Origin of the sequence: Streptomyces flaveolus (assembly GCF_044765825.1) — a bacterium.
In the GTDB taxonomy this organism is placed as follows: domain Bacteria; phylum Actinomycetota; class Actinomycetes; order Streptomycetales; family Streptomycetaceae; genus Streptomyces; species Streptomyces flaveolus.
Map to the genome: position 1 here is coordinate 751,665 of NZ_JBIWKU010000002.1, position 19,196 is coordinate 770,860.

Annotated in this window: 16 protein-coding genes; 9 read left to right on the plus strand and 7 right to left on the minus strand. The window is 73.0% G+C overall.

Features of this window, described 5'->3' with window-relative positions:
* On the minus strand, positions 1–320 hold a 320-nt coding region (locus ACIRG6_RS08830; RefSeq protein ID WP_403321692.1), incomplete at its 3' end, for a hypothetical protein.
* 256 nt (positions 321–576) lie between these two features.
* Between ACIRG6_RS08830 and ACIRG6_RS08835 the strand changes: the two genes are divergently transcribed.
* From ACIRG6_RS08835 to ACIRG6_RS08845, 3 genes are read left to right on the plus strand one after another with little or no spacing between them, the layout of a single operon-like run.
* The gene (locus ACIRG6_RS08835) at positions 577–2,775 is read left to right on the plus strand and encodes an MMPL family transporter (RefSeq protein ID WP_403321693.1); all 2,199 of its coding nucleotides are present in this window, start codon (positions 577–579) and stop codon (positions 2,773–2,775) included.
* Between the two features lie 5 nt (positions 2,776–2,780).
* A complete protein-coding gene (locus ACIRG6_RS08840) occupies positions 2,781–4,001 on the plus strand; it encodes a sensor histidine kinase (RefSeq protein ID WP_403321695.1) in 1,221 nt (406 codons plus the stop codon).
* Positions 3,998–4,636 carry a response regulator transcription factor gene (locus ACIRG6_RS08845; protein ID WP_364679350.1) on the plus strand — a complete coding sequence of 213 codons (639 nt, stop codon included), beginning with the start codon at positions 3,998–4,000 and terminating at the stop codon, positions 4,634–4,636. The genes ACIRG6_RS08840 and ACIRG6_RS08845 overlap by 4 nt, the downstream gene beginning before the upstream one ends.
* Positions 4,637–4,727: 91 nt before the next feature.
* Here ACIRG6_RS08845 and ACIRG6_RS08850 read toward each other — a convergent pair whose 3' ends face one another.
* Positions 4,728–6,635, minus strand: coding sequence for a SpoIIE family protein phosphatase (locus tag ACIRG6_RS08850; protein WP_364679353.1), 1,908 nt, complete (start codon positions 6,633–6,635; stop codon positions 4,728–4,730).
* A 168-nt stretch (positions 6,636–6,803) separates the two neighbouring features.
* Here ACIRG6_RS08850 and ACIRG6_RS08855 point away from each other — a divergent pair, with 168 nt between their 5' ends.
* On the plus strand, positions 6,804–7,355 hold the full coding sequence (locus ACIRG6_RS08855; RefSeq protein ID WP_364679356.1) for a GNAT family N-acetyltransferase: 552 nt from the start codon (positions 6,804–6,806) through the stop codon (positions 7,353–7,355).
* 60 nt (positions 7,356–7,415) lie between these two features.
* Here ACIRG6_RS08855 and ACIRG6_RS08860 read toward each other — a convergent pair whose 3' ends face one another.
* A complete protein-coding gene (locus ACIRG6_RS08860; protein WP_392145416.1) occupies positions 7,416–7,856 on the minus strand; it encodes an ATP-binding protein in 441 nt (146 codons plus the stop codon).
* A gap of 439 nt (positions 7,857–8,295) precedes the next feature.
* Here ACIRG6_RS08860 and ACIRG6_RS08865 point away from each other — a divergent pair, with 439 nt between their 5' ends.
* A complete protein-coding gene (locus ACIRG6_RS08865) occupies positions 8,296–9,489 on the plus strand; it encodes a cytochrome P450 (RefSeq protein WP_364679362.1) in 1,194 nt (397 codons plus the stop codon).
* Between the two features lie 28 nt (positions 9,490–9,517).
* Here the strand turns inward: ACIRG6_RS08865 and pgm are convergent, their stop codons facing one another.
* Positions 9,518–11,158 carry a phosphoglucomutase (alpha-D-glucose-1,6-bisphosphate-dependent) gene (gene pgm / locus ACIRG6_RS08870; protein ID WP_403321701.1) on the minus strand — a complete coding sequence of 547 codons (1,641 nt, stop codon included), beginning with the start codon at positions 11,156–11,158 and terminating at the stop codon, positions 9,518–9,520.
* 290 nt (positions 11,159–11,448) lie between these two features.
* Positions 11,449–11,877 (minus strand): hypothetical protein, encoded by a 429-nt coding sequence (locus ACIRG6_RS08875; protein ID WP_403321703.1) that lies wholly within the window; start codon positions 11,875–11,877, stop codon positions 11,449–11,451.
* Between the two features lie 156 nt (positions 11,878–12,033).
* On the opposite strand from ACIRG6_RS08875, the gene ACIRG6_RS08880 reads away from it, so the two are divergent.
* Entirely contained in the window at positions 12,034–12,774 is a 741-nt protein-coding gene (locus ACIRG6_RS08880; RefSeq protein WP_364679371.1) for an SDR family oxidoreductase, read from the plus strand.
* 56 nt (positions 12,775–12,830) lie between these two features.
* Here ACIRG6_RS08880 and ACIRG6_RS08885 read toward each other — a convergent pair whose 3' ends face one another.
* On the minus strand, positions 12,831–13,769 hold the full coding sequence (locus ACIRG6_RS08885) for a LysR family transcriptional regulator (protein ID WP_364679374.1): 939 nt from the start codon (positions 13,767–13,769) through the stop codon (positions 12,831–12,833).
* A gap of 94 nt (positions 13,770–13,863) precedes the next feature.
* Between ACIRG6_RS08885 and mdlC the strand changes: the two genes are divergently transcribed.
* From mdlC to ACIRG6_RS08900, 3 genes are all read left to right on the plus strand, one after another.
* On the plus strand, positions 13,864–15,444 hold the full coding sequence (gene mdlC / locus ACIRG6_RS08890; RefSeq protein WP_350716900.1) for a benzoylformate decarboxylase: 1,581 nt from the start codon (positions 13,864–13,866) through the stop codon (positions 15,442–15,444).
* Positions 15,445–15,525: 81 nt separating this feature from the next.
* Positions 15,526–16,980 (plus strand): benzaldehyde dehydrogenase, encoded by a 1,455-nt coding sequence (locus ACIRG6_RS08895; protein WP_350716898.1) that lies wholly within the window; start codon positions 15,526–15,528, stop codon positions 16,978–16,980.
* Between the two features lie 61 nt (positions 16,981–17,041).
* Entirely contained in the window at positions 17,042–18,295 is a 1,254-nt protein-coding gene (locus ACIRG6_RS08900) for an MFS transporter (RefSeq protein WP_364679381.1), read from the plus strand.
* Positions 18,296–18,370: 75 nt separating this feature from the next.
* On the opposite strand, the gene ACIRG6_RS08905 is transcribed toward ACIRG6_RS08900, so the two are convergent.
* Entirely contained in the window at positions 18,371–19,129 is a 759-nt protein-coding gene (locus ACIRG6_RS08905; RefSeq protein WP_403321706.1) for a PepSY domain-containing protein, read from the minus strand.
* Between the last annotated feature and the right edge of the window lie 67 nt (positions 19,130–19,196).

Here is a 19,196-nt window from a genome sequence, read left to right on the forward strand (position 1 = left end):
CGCTCGTCCCCACCCCGGGACTTCTCACCGCCGCCGCCCCAGGACTTCTCACCGCCGTCGTCGCCGGAACCACCCCGGGACTTCTCACCGCCGTCGTCGCCGGAACCGCCCCAGTCGCCCTCGTTCACCGCGGTCAGCGCACCGCCACCCGTGTGTACTCCGCCGCGCGGCTCGTCGTGCTTGCTTCCGTTGCCCTGCTCCTTGCTGTAGGAAGAGTCATCGTGGTCCCAGTCGCCACCGGCCGCGTAGGCGCCGGGAGCGCCGAGGACGAGGACGGTCGAAGCCGCCGCTGTGGCCAGGAGGGTGCGAGTAGATCGCATCTGAGATTCCTTCCGCCACGACCGAGCAGCTGGTGCTTCGTCAGCTGATGTGACTCGGCCCTGACGTGATTTACCGTCAGTCAGCCGTCTCTCTTCCACCACTCCAGGCGCTCACCCGGGTGAACGTCACCGCCCGGAAGATACGGCCGGCGGACACGGGGGTCTTCCCCACCGCCGCCGTCCACCGATCGGTGGACGGCAGGTTCAGCCGGACACCTCTGTCCGTCAACTGCCCTGGTCCGCGAGGCTTTCGGGCATGAACCCAATGACTGTGCGCATGGCGCGCTGGAGCGCACGGCACCCCTGGCGGGCCGTCGTCGGCTGGCTCCTGTTCGTGGTGCTGTGCCTGGTGACCGGCACAGCCGTCGGCACGAACAGCGCCAGGACGGCCGACTACCGCGTCGGCGAGGCCGGCCGCGCCGAGGCCATGGCGGCCGAAGCACACCTGGAACGCACGTCCGCCGAGCAGGTGCTGATCTCCGCCCGATCGGGTGCCGTGGACGGGCAGGCGGCCGAGGCGGCGGCACGGGATCTGACGGACCGGATGAAGACGCTGCCCGATGTGGCGGGCGTGGCCGCACCGGTGTGGTCGGGCGACCACCGGATCCTCATGGTCGAGGTGTCCCTGAAGGGCGAGGAGCGCGAGGCGAAGGACAAGGTGGACGCGCTCCTCGCCCAGACCGCCGCCGTGCAGAAGGCCCACCCCCGGCTGCTGCTGGAGGAGACCGGGAGCCCCTCCGTCAGCAAGGGGGTCGACCGGCAGCGCGGTGAGGACCTGGCGCTGTCCGAGAAGATCACGCTGCCGGTCACCCTGGTCACCCTGCTGATCGCCTTCGGCTCGGTGGTCATGGCCGCGGTGCCGCTGCTGCTCGCGCTGTCGTCGATCGCGGCCGCGATCGGCCTGTCGATGGTGGTCTCCCACCTCTCCCCCGACGCCGGGGTCGGCACCAACGTGATCCTGATGATCGGCCTGGCGGTCGGCGTCGACTACACGCTCTTCTACCTGAAACGGGAGCGGGAGGAACGGGCCCGGGCCGGCGGCCGGCTGAGCAGCGAGGCGCTGGTGGAGCTGGCGGCGGCCACGTCGGGCCGGGCGGTCGTGGTGTCGGGCCTGGCGGTCGTGGCCTCCACGGCGACGCTGTACCTGGCCTCCGACGTGATCTTCTCGTCACTGGCGACCGGCACCATCGTGGTCGTGCTGATGGCGGTGGCCAGCTCCCTGACGGCGCTGCCCGCGCTGCTCACCGTGCTCGGCAGGCGCGCGGAACGCAGGGCACTGCGCCGGGCGGAGCACGGGAAACCGGTCCGGCGCCTACGCGGCGACGGCGCCGGCCGGATCTGGACGGCCCTGCTGCGGCCCGCCACCGGGCACCCGCTCGCCACCCTGTGCGTCTCGGTGCTCGCCCTGCTCGCCCTCGCCCTCCCCCTGGCCGGCCTGAACATCACGGAGATGAGCCGGGACACGCATTCCCGGGAGATCGCCGCGATGCGCGTGTACGACCGCCTCAACGAAGCCTTCCCCGACCGGCGGGTCACCCACGACGTCGTCGTGCGCGCCGACGCGGAACGCGCCGGGGAGGTCACCGACGCACTGCGCGGGCTCGCCGGGCTCGCCGGCCGGGACCCGCTGTTCACCGGCGCCTCGGACATCAGCACCTCGGCCGACCACCGCGTCAGCGTGCTGCGGCTGACGGTGCCCCACCTCGGCAACTCCTCCGAGGCCCGCGACTCCCTCGCACATCTGCGCGACGACTATCTGCCGGCCACGGTGGGCCGGGTCGACGGCGTGGAGTACGGCGTCAGCGGGGACGTGGCCCGCTACGCGGACTATCCGGCCCACCAGAACAGCAAGATCCCTCTCGTGCTCGGGGCGTTGCTGCTGGTGACGTTCGCGATGACCGTGTACGCCTTCCGTTCCGTGGTGCTCGGTCTGATCGGCGTCGTGCTGAACCTGCTGTCGGCGGCCGCGGCGCTCGGAGTGCTCGTCCTCGTCTTCCAGGGCACCTGGGCCGAAGGGCTGCTGGACTTCCACTCCACCGGCTCGATCGGCTCGCGGGTCCCGCTCTTCCTCTTCGTGATCCTGTTCGGCCTCTCCATGGACTACCAGGTGTTCGTGGTCAGCCGGATCAGGGAGGCGGCGCTCGCCGGGGCGCCCACGCGGCAGGCGGTGCTCGACGGGATCCGGACGTCGGCGAGCGTGGTCACCAGTGCCGCGGTGGTGATGACCACCGTCTTCGTGAGCTTCGTCCTTCTGCACATCATCGAGATGAAGCAGATCGGCTTCGTCCTCGCGGCCGCGGTGCTGCTCGACGCCTTCGTGGTACGCATCATGATCCTGCCGGCGGCGCTGCTCCTGCTCGGCGAGAAGACCTGGTGGCCGTCGCGCCCGGGGCGGCAGGGCAGCGCCGAACCGGACCTCGCCGTATCCGGCCGGCCGGTGGCCGACGTACGTTGACCGGCATGACCGCTCTCACCGGGCCCTCCGCCGACGACCTCTGGTCCGTTTCACTGCGCCGCTGGAACGCCGTGTGCTGGGTGCTGTTCGCCGCCATGGCCGTCGGTCTGGCCACGATGGAAGGGCCCGGCGGGAGCAGGTACGGGGCGCTCGCGCTGCTCGGCTGTGTGGTGCTCTGCTACGCGGTCCTCGACCGTTTCCCCGACAACCCCGTGGTGCGGCCGCAGGTCTACCTCTCGGTGCTGGTGGGCGCGCTGGGCGGCCTCGCGTATCTGGGCGGCAGCTACGCGGCGCTGTTCATGGTGACGCTGCCGCACTACTGGATGTTCGGACGGACTCCGAGGGTGTCCATGGCGTTCCTGGGACTGGCGACCGCCACGACGCTGGCCGGGAGCTGGTACCGGCAGGGCTGGTCGCTGGAGTTCTTCGGCGAGACGATGGTGTCCACCCTGATCGTCGTGGCCGTGGGCGTGCTGATCGGGCTGTGGGCGCACGCGGTGGTCGCGCAGAGTTCCGAACGGGCCCGGCTGATCGTCGCGTTGGAACGGGCCCAGGCGCAGCTGTCGGAGGCGCACCAGCGTCAGGGAGCCGCGGACGAACGGGAGCGGATGGCGCGGGACATCCACGACACCCTCGCCCAGGGGTTCGCGTCGATCGTGGTCCTCGCGGAGGCGGCCCGGGCGGGCCTCGGCACCGAACCGGCCCGCAGCGCCCAGCAGCTGCGCTCCATCGAGTCGACGGCCCGCGAGAACCTCGCCGAGGCACGGGAACTGGTGGGCTCGGCGCAGCGGCGGGGCGGGGCGGCGGCCGGCACGGTGGCGCAGACACTGCGCCGCGTCCTGGACCGCTTCACGGAGGACACCGGGCTCTCGGTGTCCTCCGACCTGGCGGACGTCCGGTGCGACCAGCAGACCCGGATCGCGCTGGTGCGCTGCACCCAGGAGTCCCTCGCCAACGTCCGCAAGCACGCGCGGGCCTCGACGGTCGGGGTGGTCCTCGCCCGCCGGCCCTACGGTGTGGAGCTGGAGATCACCGACGACGGCATCGGCTTCGTACCGGAGGAGTCGACGGGATTCGGGCTCGACGGGATGCGCAAACGCCTGGCGGAACTGGGCGGCCGGCTGACGGTCACCAGCTCGGTCGGCGACGGCACGCGGGTGCTCGCGGTGATACCCCTGGACCTGCCGGCCGAGGCCGGCGACACGGAGAGCGAGGCGACGCGATGACCGGCGGACGGATCCGGGTGCTCGTGGTGGACGACCACACCGTCATGCGGGCGGGCGTGGTCGCGCTGCTCGCGGGTGAGGACGGCATCGACATCGTCGGGGAGGCGGCGGACGGCAGGGCGGCCCTCGACCTGGTCGAGCGGCACGCCCCGGACGTCGCGCTGATCGACCTGAGGATGCCGGTGCTCGACGGGGTGGGGACGACCACCGAGATCGTCGCCCGGTATCCGCGGACCCGGGTGCTGATCCTGACGACGTACGACACCGACCAGGACATCGAGCGGGGGGTGGAGGCGGGCGCCATCGGCTATCTGCTCAAGGACACCACCCGTGAGCAGCTCGCCGACGCGATCCACGCGGCGGCGCGGGGTGAGACCGTGCTGGCGCCGCGGGTGGCCGAGAAGCTGATCGCGCGCATGCGGCGCCCGGTGCAGGACCCGCTCACCGCCCGTGAGACGGACGTGCTCGGGGCGGTGGCCGACGGCCTCACCAATGCGGAGATCGGCAGACGCCTCGTCATCTCGGAGGCGACGGTCAAGACCCATCTGCTGCGCCTGTTCGCCAAGCTCGACGTGAACGACCGGACGCGGGCGGTGGTGGTGGCCATGGAGCGGGGACTGCTGCGGCGGCCGTAGGACGGTGGCCCGCTTCTGCGGGGTCCAGGACTCCGCGGGCACGGTCTCGGCGCGAGTCCGCCGTCATGGCGCAGAGACTCGCGGGCCGCTTCTACGCCGGGCCCTGGTCCTCCGGGTCGTCGTGGGTCGGGTCCAGAACCTCCGGGTGCTCGCGGCGGGAGCCGGGGGCGGCCCGGTCGGGGGCGGCCTCGCTGTGCGGGGACTGGGCCGGCGGGGGCGGTGCGGTGTCGCCGGCGGCACCGACGCCCGCGGCGGGCAGGCGCAGCGCGAGCAGGGCCACGTCGTCGCCGCGGGGCGCGATGCGTGCCAGGAGTTCGTCGCAGAAGTCGTCGACGGTCCGCTCCCCCAGCCGGCGGGCCAGGACGCCGGCGTGGTGGCGGAGCTTGGCCATGCCGAGGTCGATCGGGCGCGCACGGCTTTCGACCAGGCCGTCGGTGTAGAGCAGGAGGATGCTCTCCGGCGGGAGTTCCTCGCGGGCGTCGGGCCATTCCAGGCCGAGGCGCAGTGCCTCGCTCATGCCGATCAGCGGGCCGTGGCCGCCCTCCAGGTAGCGGGTCTCGCCGTCCGACGTGATCAGCAGGGGCGGCGGATGACCGGCGTTGACCCAGTGGAACTGCCAGGGCCCGCCCTCGGGGCCCTCGACGCGGGCGAAGACCAGCGTGGCCATGGGGGCGTCGCTGGTGTGGGTGACGGCCTCGTCGAGACGGTGCATGATCACGCTGGGCGGCTCCTGATGGTCCCAGGCCAGGGCGCGGAGCATGTTGCGGACCTCCGCCATGTGGGCCGCGGCCTGCAGGTCGTGCCCGACGACGTCCCCGATGACCAGGGCCAGCACCCCGTCGGCGAGCAGAAACGCGTCGTACCAGTCGCCGCCGATCTCCATGGCGCTCTCGGCGGGCCAGTAGCGGGCGGCCATGCGGACGTGGTCGACCTGCGGGAGGGGGGTCAGCAGCTGGCGTTGCATCGTCTCGGCGACGTTCTGCTGCTCGTGGTAGAGCCGGGCGTTGTCCAGGACCAGCCCGACGCGGCGGCCGATGTCGGCGAGCAGGGCGACCTCGGCCTCGGTGTGGGCGGGTGAGTTTCCGGTGCGGGCCACGGTCAGGATTCCGTAGGACCGCTGCCGGGTGCGCAGCGGGACGACCACGGCGGTGTGACCGCCGAGCTGTTCGAACAGCGCGCGGTGGGTGGCCGCGAGCGGGGCGCGCGGGTCGTGGAGCACGTCCTCGGCACTCAGCACGACGGGACGGTCGCCGTTGACCAGCCGGGCCAGCGCCGCGCGTGACGGGCCCGGCAGCGGGGACAGCGGCCCTCGCAGCCGCCGGGCCCGTTGCGGATGGCTGCTGCTGCGGACGGCGAGCCGTTCCAGGACGTCCTGCTGTCCCGGGTCGACGTCGACGGCGGCCCACCCTCCCAGTTCCGGCACCAGCATCCGCAGGAGGCGGCGGATGGTGACGGAGATGCGCTCGGTGGGGACCAGCACCGTCGAGATGTCGGCCACCAGGTGCAGCTGGGCGGTGAGGGTCTCCAGGGCCGCGGTGCGCCCTTGCGCCTCCTCGGCGGCGCTGCGGTGCAGGCTGAAGTCGTGGAAGACGAGCACCAGCCCTTCCGGGCGGCCGTCCACGACCAGCGGGGTGGCCGCCCAGATGATCGGCACCGTGCTGCCGTCGGCCCGTTGGAAGTACTCCTCGCTGCCCTCCTCGGCCGACGCCCCGCGCAGGGGGTTGCGCAGCGCGCACCGCTCCCGGGGGACGGGGCCGCCGTCGGCGTACCGGTGCAGCAGGTCGTGCGCGTCCAGCCCGGTCATCTCCGCCGCCGACCGCCCCAGCAACTGCTCGGCCCACGGGTTCACCGAGGTGATGCGGCCGGACAGGTCGAGGGTGAGGACGCCGGCGCCGAGGTCGTGGAGGACGGCGCGGGCGAAGCCGGGCCCGGGGACACCGTCCGACCCGTCGTGTCCTGGTCCGTCGCCCTCCCGGTGGCCCGCCCAGCGTGATGTCACGACCCTCACAGCCTTCCGATGCCGTCCATCCCGCCAGGTTCCCTCAGAGGGCACGGACGAACCGCCCCGAAGGCGGCCGATGGAGGGAACGCCGCCGGCCCGCCGGGCAGCGCCCGCACGAGCCGTTATCCGGTGGCTCCGCGGACGCGGTCCCTCTAGGTTGGCGTGATGTCCGAGCTGCGTACCGATCGTCTTGTCCTGCGCGAGTGGCGGGAGTCCGACCTGGCCCCGTGGGCGGCCATGAACGCCGACCCGGAGGTCCGCGCGTACTTCCCCGATGTGCTCGACCGGGAGCGGAGTGAGGCGTCCGCGGCCGGTTTCCAGGCCGATCTCGAGCGGCGGGGCTGGGGGTGGTGGGCGGTGGAGGTCGCGGCCACCGGTGAGTTCATCGGGTTCACGGGGCTCGATCCGGTCGAGGACGGCATGCCCTTCACCGGTGTCGAGGCCGGCTGGCGGCTGGCCCGCCCCGCCTGGGGGCACGGCTACGCCACCGAGGCCGCCCGTGCCGTGGTGGCCTTCGCCTTCGAGGAGCTCGCTCTGCCGGAGGTCCTCGCGATCACTGCGGTCACCAATCGTCGTTCGCGGGCCGTGATGCGCCGCCTGGGCATGACCCGTGATCCGGCCGACGACTTCGACGACCCGGGAGTGCCGGAGGGGCCGCTGCGCCGGAGTGTGCTGTACCGGCTCCCGCGCCCCGGCCGGCGGCCCGCCGGAGCGTGACGGAGGCCGTTCGGGCGCCGGCCCGCTTCGGCCGCCCGGCCCGCGGTTCCCGGCCGGCCCTCATGCGTCGGCGAGCCGCACCGCGGCCGTCGTGCGCTTGCCGACCGTTTCTCTGCGTACCTCGTACGTCTGGCAGACGGCCATGACGATCTCCAGCCCGTGCCGGCCGACCCGGCCGGGGTCCGAGGCCGCGGGCACGGGCAGCACCGGATCGCTGTCCCACACGCTCACCTCCACCCGGTCCTCGGCCAGCTCCAGATCGACCAGGGACGGCCCGGGCGCGTACTTGCAGGCGTTCGTCAGCAGCTCGCTGACCACGAGCTGCACCACGTCCACCGTCCGGTCGGACACGGCGATCCCCCGGGCCGCCCGCAGACGTGCCAGAAATCCCCGGGCCAGCTCCCGGCCCCGGGCGATGTCACCGGGAATGCCCTCGTACTCCGCCGAAACTCTGACCGGCGTCGTTTCCAGCCGGTCCCCATGGTGGGCAGCCCCGTTCATCCGATCCGCCCTCTTCCTGAGCCTTGACCGTTACGCCAGCCGTCTACCCCCAAAAGCCGGGCACCATCAGGCACGGTCGTCATCGGGCCGTCCGGAACGTCCCTCGTGTCACCGCGGGCGCAGGACCAGGCAGGCGAAGCCCTGCACGCCCCGGTACCCGCGCAGCCACCCGTCACGGTGCTCGGTGGCCACCGCGAGCGTCCGGCCGCTGTCCGGGTCGGAGGGACGGTCCGGGTCCGGAGGCCGGCGAACCGGTGCTGTTTCCGGCCACCGCGTCGTGGAGTGCGGCGACGTGCCCGGTATCGAGTGGCCGGCCCGCCGCGACGCCGCCGCTTCCGGGGGTGGCCGGCGGAGGGGCGCGTGCCCGATCCTGGGACCACGACGGTCAGGCCGGGCGGCCACCAGGGCTGCCCGCCAACGGACTTGGGGGTGTCCGCCGGTGCAGGACGGGACGGGATCCGCACGCAAGGCCGACCGGGGCAGGACCCGGCCCACGTGCCCGGTCAGCCGCGCCGACGACGGGACGTGGCGGGTGCACGACTACGCCGTGGCGCGTGCGCTGCTGCGCGGCCCGGGAACCGTGCAGGCCGGTCTCGGCATCGAGACGGTGGAGAAGCTGCCGCCCCGCATCCGCCGTCCCGTGCTCTACCGGGACGGGCCCGATCACCGGGAACACCGCCGGCAGACCGCGCGTTTCTTCACTCCCCGCCGGGTGGACGAGCACTACCGCGAGCTGATGGTCCGCATCGCCGAGGAGCAGCTGGCGGCCCTGCGCACGGCCGGGGAGGCCCAGCTCTCCGACCTCGCCTTCGATCTGGCGATCGGCGTGGTGAGCGAGGTCGTCGGCCTGCGGTACGGCAGACCCGGCATCCGCCGCAGGCTGGAGCGGTTCTTCCCGGAGGAGTTCGGCGAGCCGGGCCTGACCAGTGTGCGCGGCCTCTACTGGTTCCTGCGGCAGAACACCAACTGGCTGCGCATCCATCTCGCCGACGTCCGCCCCGCCGTCCGCGCGCACCGCCGCCGGGAGCACGACGACCTGATCTCCCACCTGATCGCGGAGGGCTGCTCGGACGCGGAGATCCTCGGCGAGTGCCTGACGTTCGCCGCGGCCGGCATGGTCACGACCCGCGAATTCGTGTGTCTGGCCGCCTGGCACCTGTTCACGGACGCCGGGCTCCTCGACCACTACCGCTCGGCGGACGAGGCCGGGCGCCTGGCCGTCCTCCAGGAGCTGCTGCGCCTGGAGCCGGTGGTCGGGCAACTGCGCCGCCGGGCGACCGAGGAGCTTCGACTGGACGCGCCCGACGGGCCGGTGACGGTGTGTCCGGGCGAGCACGTCGAGATCCTGCTGGACCACGCCAACGCCGACCCGACGGCCGTGGGCGACGATCCCCTGCTGGTCCGGCCCGGCAGGACGCCGGAGGTCGGCGCCGGGCTCTCCTTCGGCGACGGACCGCACCGGTGTCCCGGAGCGCACATCGCCGTCCTGGAGACCGATGTGTTCCTCAGCCGCCTGTTCGCCCTCGACGGCCTGCGGATGACCGGCCGGCCGCGGGTCGGCTTCCGGGAGGCGATCGGCGGCTACGAGATCCGCGGGCTGACCGTGGCGCTCCCCCGGACCGGCCGGGAGTGACCGGCCCGGGGGAGCACAGGCGTGGGTGTCAGCCGCCCAGGGCGCCGAGGACGACCAGCTTGGCCTCGTCCTGCACCTGCCGGAGGTGGTCCGGGCCGAGGAACGACTCGCCGTAGATCTTGTAGACGTCCTCGGTGCCCGAGGGGCGGGCCGCGAACCAGGCGTTCTCCGTGGTCACCTTGATGCCGCCGATCGACGCGCCGTTGCCCGGCGCCTCGGTGAGCACGGCGGTGACCTGTTCGCCGGCGAGGGTGTCGGCGGTGACCTGGGCCGGGGACAGCTCGGCCAGGCGGGCCTTCTCCTCGCGGGTGGCGGGGGCGTCGATGCGGGCGTAGGCGGGCTCGCCGAAGCGGGTGGTGAGGGCGGCGTAGTGCTCGGACGGGGTCTTGCCGGTGACGGCGGTGATCTCGGAGGCGAGCAGGGCCAGGATGATGCCGTCCTTGTCCGTGGTCCACACGGAGCCGTCCCGGCGCAGGAAGGAGGCGCCGGCGGACTCCTCGCCGCCGAAGCCGAGCGTGCCGCCGACCAGTCCGTCCACGAACCACTTGAACCCGACGGGCACCTCGACCAGCCGCCTGCCGAGGTCGGCCGCGACCCGGTCGATCATGCCGGAGGACACCAGCGTCTTGCCCACGCCCGCGTCGGCGGGCCACTCGGTGCGGTGGGCGTACAGGTAGTGGATGGCGGTGGCCAGGTAGTGGTTCGGGTTCATCAGGCCGGCGTCGGGGGTGACGATGCCGTGCCGGTCGGCGTCGGCGTCGTTGCCCGTGGCGATGGTGAAGCGGTCGCGCTGCTCGATGAGGGAGGCCATCGCGTGCGGCGACGAGCAGTCCATGCGGATCTTGCCGTCCCAGTCCAGCGTCATGAACCGCCAGGTGGGGTCGGTCAGCGGATTGACCACGGTCAGGTCGAGGCGGTGCTGCTCGGCGATCCGGCCCCAGTACGCGACGGAGGCGCCGCCCAGCGGGTCGGCGCCGATGCGCAACCCGGCGGACCTGATGGCGTCGAGGTCCAGGACGCTCGGCAGGTCGGAGACGTATGTGCCGAGGAAGTCGTAGCGGCCGGTGCCGGGGGCGGCGAGGGCCTGCGCGTAGGGGACGCGCCGGACGTCCTTCAGGCCGGCCGCGATGATCTCGTTGGCCCGGTCCTGGATCCAGGAGGTCGCGTCCGAGCCCGCCGGGCCGCCGTTCGGCGGGTTGTACTTGAAGCCGCCGTCGGCCGGCGGATTGTGCGAGGGGGTCACGACCACGCCGTCCGCGAGCCCCGAGGCGCGGCCCCGGTTGTGGGTGAGGATGGCGTGGGAGACGGCCGGGGTGGGGGTGTAGCCGTCCGCCGTGTCGATGAGCACGGTGACGTCGTTGGCGGCGAACACCTCCAGCGCGGTGATCCTCGCCGGCTCGGACAGCGCGTGGGTGTCGGCGCCGAGGAAGAGCGGGCCGGTCGTGCCCTGGGCCGCGCGGTACTCGCAGATGGCCTGGCTGGTCGCGGCGATGTGGTCCTCGTTGAACGCCGCCGCCAGGGACGAGCCGCGATGCCCGGACGTGCCGAAGGCCACGCGTTGTCCGGGCTCGGCGGGGTCCGGGTGCAGGGCGTAGTAGGACGTCACCAGCCTGGCGACGTCGATCAGGTCCTCGGGGTCGGCCGGCCGCCCGGCCCGGTCGTGCTGCATGCGCCCACTCCTCCGCATCGGTCATGCATTCGCTCGCGGTCCTATCTTCCCCTCTCCGGGGAGCGGTGGCGGACCTTCCCGTCCGGGGGCGGGGCGAACGTCATGCCGAGGCGGTGGTACGGCACCTGCCGGAGCCGGCCGCGCCGGCGGCGGCACCCGGGCACGGCGCGGCCACCGGCCGGCGCCCTGGACCGCGAGGCCGGTGGCTCGGCCCACCCGGTGGCCCGTCCTGCCCGGCCGGGTGCCCGGACGGACATGCCCGCCCGTCCCGGCGCGCCGGGCGACGGGCGTCAGATGCGGCCGCCGGTGAGCCGGGTGAGGGGGCCGTGCGTCTGGCGTCCCGAGCGCCGGCCCATGGCGTACGAGGCGGCGCTCAGCGCGGTCAGGCCGGCGCCCACGCCCGCGGCGACGAGCCTGCGCTGGGCGATGACCGTCCACGCCGTCTTCGCCGTGGTGGCGACGTGCCCCGAGGTGGTGATGACCGCCTGCCGCCCGGCCTCGACGCCCTTGGCCGCCGTCTGCACCGCCCCGGACGCCGCCTGGGCCGAGCGTTCGGCTCCGGCCTTGGCCGCTGACCCTGCGTCAGCGGCCTTACTGCCGGCGGACTTTGCGGCCCGCGAGGCGGGAGCGGTCGCCCGGTCCGCGGCACCGCGCGCCTTGGACTCGGCCGTCCGGGTGGTGTCGGGCTTCTGGTTCGTGTCCTTGTTCGGATCGCTCATGGACTCCGCTTTGCCTGTCACTCCGGCGGCAAACACGCGCCGCGCCCGGCTGTCACAGATCCGGACGCTGCCTTGTCCCGCTGCTGCGCATTTCGGTGCTCCGGGGCCGGCGAACGGCGTCGACCCCACGGGAAACGGAACGAGACGGAGAGAACGATGAGGATCGTGGTCATCGGCGGTACGGGGCTGATCGGTACGCAGGTCGTGCGCTTTCTCCGCGACGGCGGTCACGAGGCCGTGGCCGCCTCGCCCACCACGGGCGTCGACACCCTCACCGGCAAGGGTCTGGCGGAGGCCCTGCGGGGTGCGGACGTCGTCGTGGACGTGACCAACTCCCCCTCCTTCGAGGAGGACGTCGCCCGGGACTTCTTCGTCCGCTCGACGCGGAACCAGGTCGCCGCCGAGAAGGAGACGGGCGTCCGCCACCACGTGGCCCTGTCGATCATCGGCATCGACCGGTTGCCCGGGATCGGTTACTACCGGGCGAAGGTCGCCCAGGAGGAGGCGCTGCGCGAGGGCGGGGTGCCGTACAGCATCGTGCGGGCCGCCCAGTTCTTCGAGTTCGTCGGTCCGGTCATGGACATGGGCACCGAGGGCACGGAGGTGCACCTGCCGTCGACACAGCTGCGCCCGATCGCGTCCGCCGACGTCGCGCGAGCGGTGGCCGACGCGGCGCAGGGTGATCCGCTGCGGGGCTACCGCGAGATCGCGGGCCCCGAGATCCACCGGCTCGACCGGCTCGGTGAGATCACCCTCACGGCCCGCCCGGACGGCCGCTCGGTCGTGACCGACGAGGACGCGGGCCTCTTCGCCCGTGTCCCGGACGGCATCCTGACCGGGGACGGCACCGTGGAGACGGCCGCGACGCGGTACGAGGAGTGGCTGAAGCGGAGCTGATCAGGGCGGCGCCGCCCCGTATCGTCGTGAGCGGGCGGCCGCCCCGGCCGTGACGGCTACGTCACCGCCGCCGTCGGCGGGAGCTGGGCGGGGCTCACCTGCTCGCCCAGCACCTCCGCCATGAACCGCACGAGCCACCGCTGCGCCGGACTGCGCGAGGACTCGTGACGGGCGTACAGCGCCACCTCGATCGGGTCGGTCTCGAACGGGAGCCGTACCAGGCGCACCCGGTGGGAGGCGGTGAAGACCTCTCCGACGTACTCGGGAACGACGGCGATCAGGTCGGTCTGCTCCAGCAGGTAGGGCAGCATCGAGAAGCGAGTGGCGTCCACGACCACCCGGTCGAGCAGCCCGTGCGCCGCCAGGAGCGCGCGGGGCGTGACGTGGCCGCTCGGCCCGAACACCGTCGCGTGGTGCTCGGCGGCGAGTTCCGCCAGGGTGACCGCGTCGCCCCGGACGCGGGGGTGATCGGCGGCGACCATGACGACGTAGCGCTCCTGGAAGAGCGGGATGCGCACGGTCCGGTGCGAGGCCAGCACCGGCGTGGCCACGAGCGCGTCGAGGTCGCCGCGGCGCAGATGGCTCTCGGCGTCCTCCACGTCGAACGGGCGCACGGTGAAGGACACCCCCGGCGCCCGCTCGCGGGCCGCGGCGAGGAGCCTCGGGAGCAGGGTCGCCTCGCCGAGGTCGGACAGGGCGATGGTGAAGCGGCCCGACATGGTCTCGGGGTCGAAGGTGTCGGCCTGCCGGACCGTCCCGTCGATGTCCGCGAGGGCACGCTGCAGCGGCTCGTACAGCCGCCGGGCGCCCGCCGTCGGCGTCAGCCCTCGGCCGGTGCGGCGGAACAGCTCGTCGTCGAAGTGCCGGCGGAGCTTGCCCAGGCTGTAGCTGACGGTGGGCTGTGTGACGTGGAGCGTCTCCGCGGTGGCCGTGACGCTGCCGGTCTCGTACAGCAGGACGAAGACGCGGGCCAGGTTGAGATCGAAGGTGCCCATATCGATCGACTCTATATCGGACCGCCGAAACATCTATTGGTGCCCATGTCGCGGGGTGCTTAGCGTGTCGGACGTCACTTCGAAAGGAACGTCCGTGCCATCCGTGCGTCGTGTCTCCCACGAGTTCCTGGAGCGCCAGGGCCTCACCACCGTCTTCGGCAATCCCGGCTCCAACGAGCTGCCCTTCCTCGCCGGCCTGCCCGAGGGCTTCCGCTACGTCCTCGGGCTGCACGAGGGTGCCGTCGTCGGCATGGCCGACGGGTACGCCCAGGCGACCGGCCGTCCGGTGCTGGTCAACCTGCACGCCGCCTCCGGCTCCGGCAACGCGATGGGCGCCCTGACGAACGCCGTGGCCTCCCGTACCCCGCTCGTGGTCGTCGCCGGTCAGCAGGTGCGGCCGGCCGTCGGCCCGGAGGCCAACCTGGCCAGCGTCGACGCCCCGGCCCTGATGAAGCCGCTGGTCGGCTGGGCGGCGGAACCGGCGTGCGCCGAGGACGTGCCCCGGGCGCTCGCCCAGGCCGTCTTCGAGGCGCGGCTCCAGCGACGGCCGACGTACCTCTCCGTCCCCTACGACGACTGGGCTGCCGAGGCCGGCGACAACAGCCTGGCCGTCCTCGACCGCCAGGTGCGGCGGGCCTCCGTGCCCGACGGGGAGCAGAGCCGCTGGCTCGCCGAAAGGGTCACCGCCGCCCGGCGGCCCGCGCTGGTGCTGGGCGGGGACATCGACTCGGCGGGCCTGTTCGACGACGCCGTCCGGCTGGCGGAGCGCCTGGGCGGACCGGTGTGGGCGGCCCCGTCGCAGTTCCGGCTGCCCTTCCCGAACCGGCACCCGCTGTTCCGGGGCGTGCTGCCCGCCGGCATCGCGCCGGTCTCGCAGGCGTTCGAGGGCCACGACCTGGTGCTCGTGCTGGGCGCACCGGTGTTCCGCTACCACGAGTACCTGCCCGGCCGGTATCTGCCGGAGGGCACCCGGCTCATCCAGGTGACCGAGGACGCCTCGGCCGCCGCGCGGGCACCGATGGGCGAGGCACTGGTGGCCGACCCGGGCGCCGTCGTCGACCTGCTGCTGAAGACCCTCGAGGCTCCTGCCGAGCCGGCCGGCGCCCATCTGCCGGTGCCCGAGCCGCTCACCGCCGAGGGGCCGAGCCTGCACCCCGAGCAGGTCTTCGCCGCGCTGCGCGACGAACTGCCCGAGGACACCGCGTACGTCGTCGAGTCGACGTCGACCAACGCCGCGTGGTGGCGCCAGATGGACCTGCGCCGCCCCGGCTCCTACTACTTCCCGGCGGCCGGCGGCCTCGGTTTCGGACTGCCCGGCGCGGTGGGCGTCGCGATGGGGCAGCCGGGCCGCCCGGTCGTCGGCGTCGTCGGCGACGGCTCGGCCAACTACGGCATCACCGCCCTGTGGACGGCCGCCCAGCACCGGGTCCCGCTGACCGTCGTCCTGCTGCGCAACGGCACGTACGGGGCGCTGCGCTGGTTCGGCGGCCTGCTCGGCGTGCCGGACGCTCCCGGACTGGACATCCCGGGACTGGACTTCACCCGCATCGCCGAGGGCTACGGCGTCCGTGCCCGGCACGTCGGCGGCGTGGAGGAACTGCGTGCCGCGCTCGCCGAGCGGCCCGACGGTCCGCGGCTGATCCAGGTGGACACGGCACTCACCACGCCGTCCTGACCGCCCGGCCCGACCGACCGGCCGAGCGCCCGGAGCCGCCGAGGCGCTCGGCACCCGAAGATCCCGATGAAGGGGAAGACGATGACATTCCTGGACAGCGACGTCTGGGGCGGGAAGTTCTTCAGCGACGGCTGGCAGGACTCCCCCGCCGAGCAGCCGGTCGTCGAACCGGCTACCGGTGACACGCTCGGCGCGGTGGGCCTGGCCGCCGCCGAGGACGTGGGGCGCGCCGCCGCCCGGGCCGCCGAGGCCCAGCGCGCGTGGGCGGCGACCTCCCCGCAGCAGCGGGCCGCCGTACTGCGCCGCGCGGGCGAGCTCTTCACCGAGCACGCCGCCGAGATCGAGGCCTGGCTGGTGCGCGAGGCCGGCTCGGTGCGGACCAAGGCGGGCTTCGAGGTGGGGCTCGCGATCGGCGAGTGCTTCGAGTGCGCGGGCCTGCCGACGCATCCGCAGGGCGAGGTGCTCACCTCCGAGGAGGCCCGCTGGTCGCTCGCGCGCCGCCGTCCGGCCGGTGTCGTCAGCGTGATCGCGCCCTTCAACTTCCCGCTCATCCTCGGCCTGCGCTCGGTGGCCCCCGCCCTCGCCCTCGGCAACGCGGTGCTGCTCAAGCCGGACCCGCGCACGGCGGTGAGCGGCGGTGTCGTCATCGCCCGGGTCTTCGAGGAGGCCGGGCTCCCCGCCGGCGTCCTCCACCTGCTGCCGGGCGACGGCTCGGTCGGCAAGGCGGTCGTCGAGGCACCCGAGGTCCGGGTCGTCTCCTTCACCGGCTCCACGCCGGTCGGGCGGGCGATCGGCGAGCAGGCCGGCCGGCTGCTGAAGCGGGCCCACCTGGAGCTGGGCGGCAACAACGCGCTGGTCGTGCTGCCGGGCGCGGACGTGCAGAAGGCGGCCTCGGCGGGCGCGTTCGGCTCCTATCTGCACCAGGGCCAGATCTGCATGACGACCGGCCGGCACATCGTCCACGAGTCGCTGGTGGAGGAGTACACCGCCGCGCTCGCCGCGAAGGCCGAGGCGCTTCCCGTCGGCGACCCGGCGCGCGAGGACGTCGCGCTCGGCCCGATCATCGACCGCCGTCAGCTGGAGCGGGTGCACGGCATCGTCACCGACAGCGTCGCGGCGGGCGCGAAGGTCGCCGCGGGCGGCGAGATCGACGGCGCCTGCTACCGCGCCACCGTGCTGACCGGCCTCACCACCGACATGCCGGCCTGGCGCGAGGAGATCTTCGGCCCCGTCGCCCCCGTCATCTCCTTCTCCACGCTGGAGGAGGCCGCGCGGATCGTCGACGACTGCGAGTACGGGCTGTCCGTCGGCATCCTCGGCGACGTCGGCACGGCGATGAAGCTCGCCGACCGGATCGACTCCGGAAAGATCCACATCAACGAGCAGACCGTGGGCGACGAACCCAACGCCCCCTTCGGCGGGGTCAAGGCCTCCGGCACCGGCTCCCGTTTCGGCGGCGCCGCGGCCAACGTCGAGGCGTTCACCGAGACCCAGTGGGTCACGGTCCGCCCGGACATCGCCGACTACCCGTTCTGAGGTCCCTCCCCGCTCCTCCCCGTCCGCTCGCCCACTCCCGTCCCCTGGGGGGAATGTCACCATGGCTTCCGCCACCACGTCCGACGCGCCGGCCCGCACCGGCGCCACCGGAAACAGCAGATGGACCGTGCTCCTGTGCTGGATCACCGTCCTGCTCGAGGGCTACGACCTCGTCGTCCTCGGCGCCATCATCCCCACCCTGCTCAAGACCCACCATCTCGGCATGACCGCGGGTGACGCGACCACCGTCGCGACGCTCTCGCTCGTCGGCGTGGCCATCGGCGCGGTCTGCGTCGGTCCGCTCGCCGACCGGCTGGGCCGCCGGCGCCTGCTCATCGGCTCGGTGGTGGTGTTCTCGGTCTTCACCATCGTGGTACCGCTGGCGAACTCCGTGACGATGTTCGCCGCGCTGCGCCTCGCCGCCGGTCTGGGCCTCGGCGCCTGCATGCCCGTCTCGCTGACCATGATGGCCGAGCACATGCCGGCCGGCCGCCGGGCGCGGGCCAGCACCCTGACGATGACCGGGTACCACACCGGCGCCGTCATCACCTCGCTGCTGGCCCTCCAGGTCACCGACGACTGGGAGGTCCTCTTCTACGTGCTGGGCGTCGTCGGCCTCGCCGTCGCCGCCGTGCAGTGGTTCAAGCTGCCGGAGTCGGAGGCCTTCGTGCGGGCCAAGCGGGACGGGGCCGCACGGGTGCCGTTCACGGAACTGCTGAAGCCGGCGTACCTGCGCGCGGGCATCGGCATCTGGGTCGCCTCGTTCATGGGACTGCTGCTGGTCTACGGCCTCAACACCTGGCTGCCGAAGCTCATGAACGACGCCGGCTACCCGGTCCCCACGGCCGTCACCCAGCTCCTGGTGCTCAACGTCGGCGGCGTGGTCGGCCTGGTCCTCGGCGGGTGGGTCGCCGACCGGCGGGGCATCAAGGGCACCACGATGGGCTGGTTCGCGGTGTCGGTGCTCATGCTGGCCTGTCTGAGCATCAAGATGGAGAGCGACCTGCTGCTGAACACGGTGGTCTTCCTCACCGGTGTGTTCGTCTTCTCCGCGCAGGTGCTCGTCTACGCCTACGTGACGAACTTCTACCCGGCCTCCGTGCGCGGCACGGCGCTCGGCTCGGCGTCCGGCATCGGCCGGATCGGTTCGATCGTCGGCCCGTCGATCACCGGGGCCCTGGTCTCCTCGGGGATCGGTCACCCGTGGGGCTTCTACTTCTTCGCCGCGGTCGCGGTCTGCGGCTTCCTGGCCGTACTGACCCTGCCGGGCCGGATGCGGGGCGAGACGACGGAGGCCGTCGAGGCCGCCGTCTGACACCGAACGGCACGAGGAGAGGGAGCAGTCGGGCGAGGTGGCCCGCTGCTCCCTGAGTGCTTGCCGGACCGGTGCTCAGTCGCTGTCGACGTGCTCGCTGAGGATCTTGCCGTTCGTGGCGTCGACGTCGACCGTCGTCTCGTTCCAGTTGCCGGTGTCCACGACGTCGACGGCCCACATGACCTGCTGGTTGTCGTTCTCGTCGAGTTCGACGCCGGTGACGGTGCCCTTGGCCTTGCCGGTGGCGGCCTTCACCGCCTGCTGCGGGGTCTGGGTGGCCTTGCTCAGCCGGTCGGCGATCTCCTTCTTGTCGTCGGCGCTCTGGTCCGCCTCGACCTGGGTGCGGAAGACCTTCCCGCTGACCGCGTCGATGTCGATGCGGTGCACGGTGCCGTCGGAGGCGGCGACCTTGGCCTCCCACTCGGGGGCGCCCGCGCTGGGGGCGGGGTTCGGGGTGCTCGGCATCGGTGAGCCCGTGGGTGAGGCGGTCGCCTCGGCCGAGGTCTTCTTCAGTTCGAGGTCGACGAGTTTGCTGCCGGAGACCTCCTTGACGGCGGTGTCGGCGGCCTTGTCCCAGGTCACCTTGGCCATCGGGACCAGGGCCTTGCGCTCGGCCTTGTCCTGGTCCTCCGAGGCGGTGGGGGAAGCGGTGGGGGAGGAAGTGGTGTCGGTCGGGGAAGCGGTACCGGTGGGGGAACCGGTCTGTGCCGCCTCGGCGACACTCGAGCGTGTCGTATCGGCATTGGTGCAGGCCGCCATCAGCAGTACGGAACTGCCCAGGGCACACATCACGGCCACCGAACGCATGGGGGGAAGTCGTCGCGCAGAGCTCATGCCCCTCTGCGTAACCGTTTGGCCCTGTTGTCATACCGGTTCGGGACGGAAAGCACCTGAATGGCCG

What these genes read in the sequence shown, in the direction of transcription:
- ACIRG6_RS08835 (WP_403321693.1), top strand. Translation starts at nt 577, where the DNA reads ATGAACCCAATGACTGTGCGCATGGCGCGCTGGAGCGCACGGCACCCC.
- pgm (WP_403321701.1), bottom strand. Translation starts at nt 11,158, where the DNA reads ATGCAGCACGACCGGGCCGGGCGGCCGGCCGACCCCGAGGACCTGATC.
- ACIRG6_RS08855 (WP_364679356.1), top strand. Translation starts at nt 6,804, where the DNA reads ATGTCCGAGCTGCGTACCGATCGTCTTGTCCTGCGCGAGTGGCGGGAG.
- ACIRG6_RS08895 (WP_350716898.1), top strand. Translation starts at nt 15,526, where the DNA reads ATGACATTCCTGGACAGCGACGTCTGGGGCGGGAAGTTCTTCAGCGAC.
- ACIRG6_RS08885 (WP_364679374.1), bottom strand. Translation starts at nt 13,769, where the DNA reads ATGGGCACCTTCGATCTCAACCTGGCCCGCGTCTTCGTCCTGCTGTAC.
- ACIRG6_RS08880 (WP_364679371.1), top strand. Translation starts at nt 12,034, where the DNA reads ATGAGGATCGTGGTCATCGGCGGTACGGGGCTGATCGGTACGCAGGTC.
- ACIRG6_RS08875 (WP_403321703.1), bottom strand. Translation starts at nt 11,877, where the DNA reads ATGAGCGATCCGAACAAGGACACGAACCAGAAGCCCGACACCACCCGG.
- ACIRG6_RS08905 (WP_403321706.1), bottom strand. Translation starts at nt 19,129, where the DNA reads ATGAGCTCTGCGCGACGACTTCCCCCCATGCGTTCGGTGGCCGTGATG.
- ACIRG6_RS08840 (WP_403321695.1), top strand. Translation starts at nt 2,781, where the DNA reads ATGACCGCTCTCACCGGGCCCTCCGCCGACGACCTCTGGTCCGTTTCA.
- ACIRG6_RS08900 (WP_364679381.1), top strand. Translation starts at nt 17,042, where the DNA reads ATGGCTTCCGCCACCACGTCCGACGCGCCGGCCCGCACCGGCGCCACC.
- ACIRG6_RS08845 (WP_364679350.1), top strand. Translation starts at nt 3,998, where the DNA reads ATGACCGGCGGACGGATCCGGGTGCTCGTGGTGGACGACCACACCGTC.
- ACIRG6_RS08860 (WP_392145416.1), bottom strand. Translation starts at nt 7,856, where the DNA reads ATGAACGGGGCTGCCCACCATGGGGACCGGCTGGAAACGACGCCGGTC.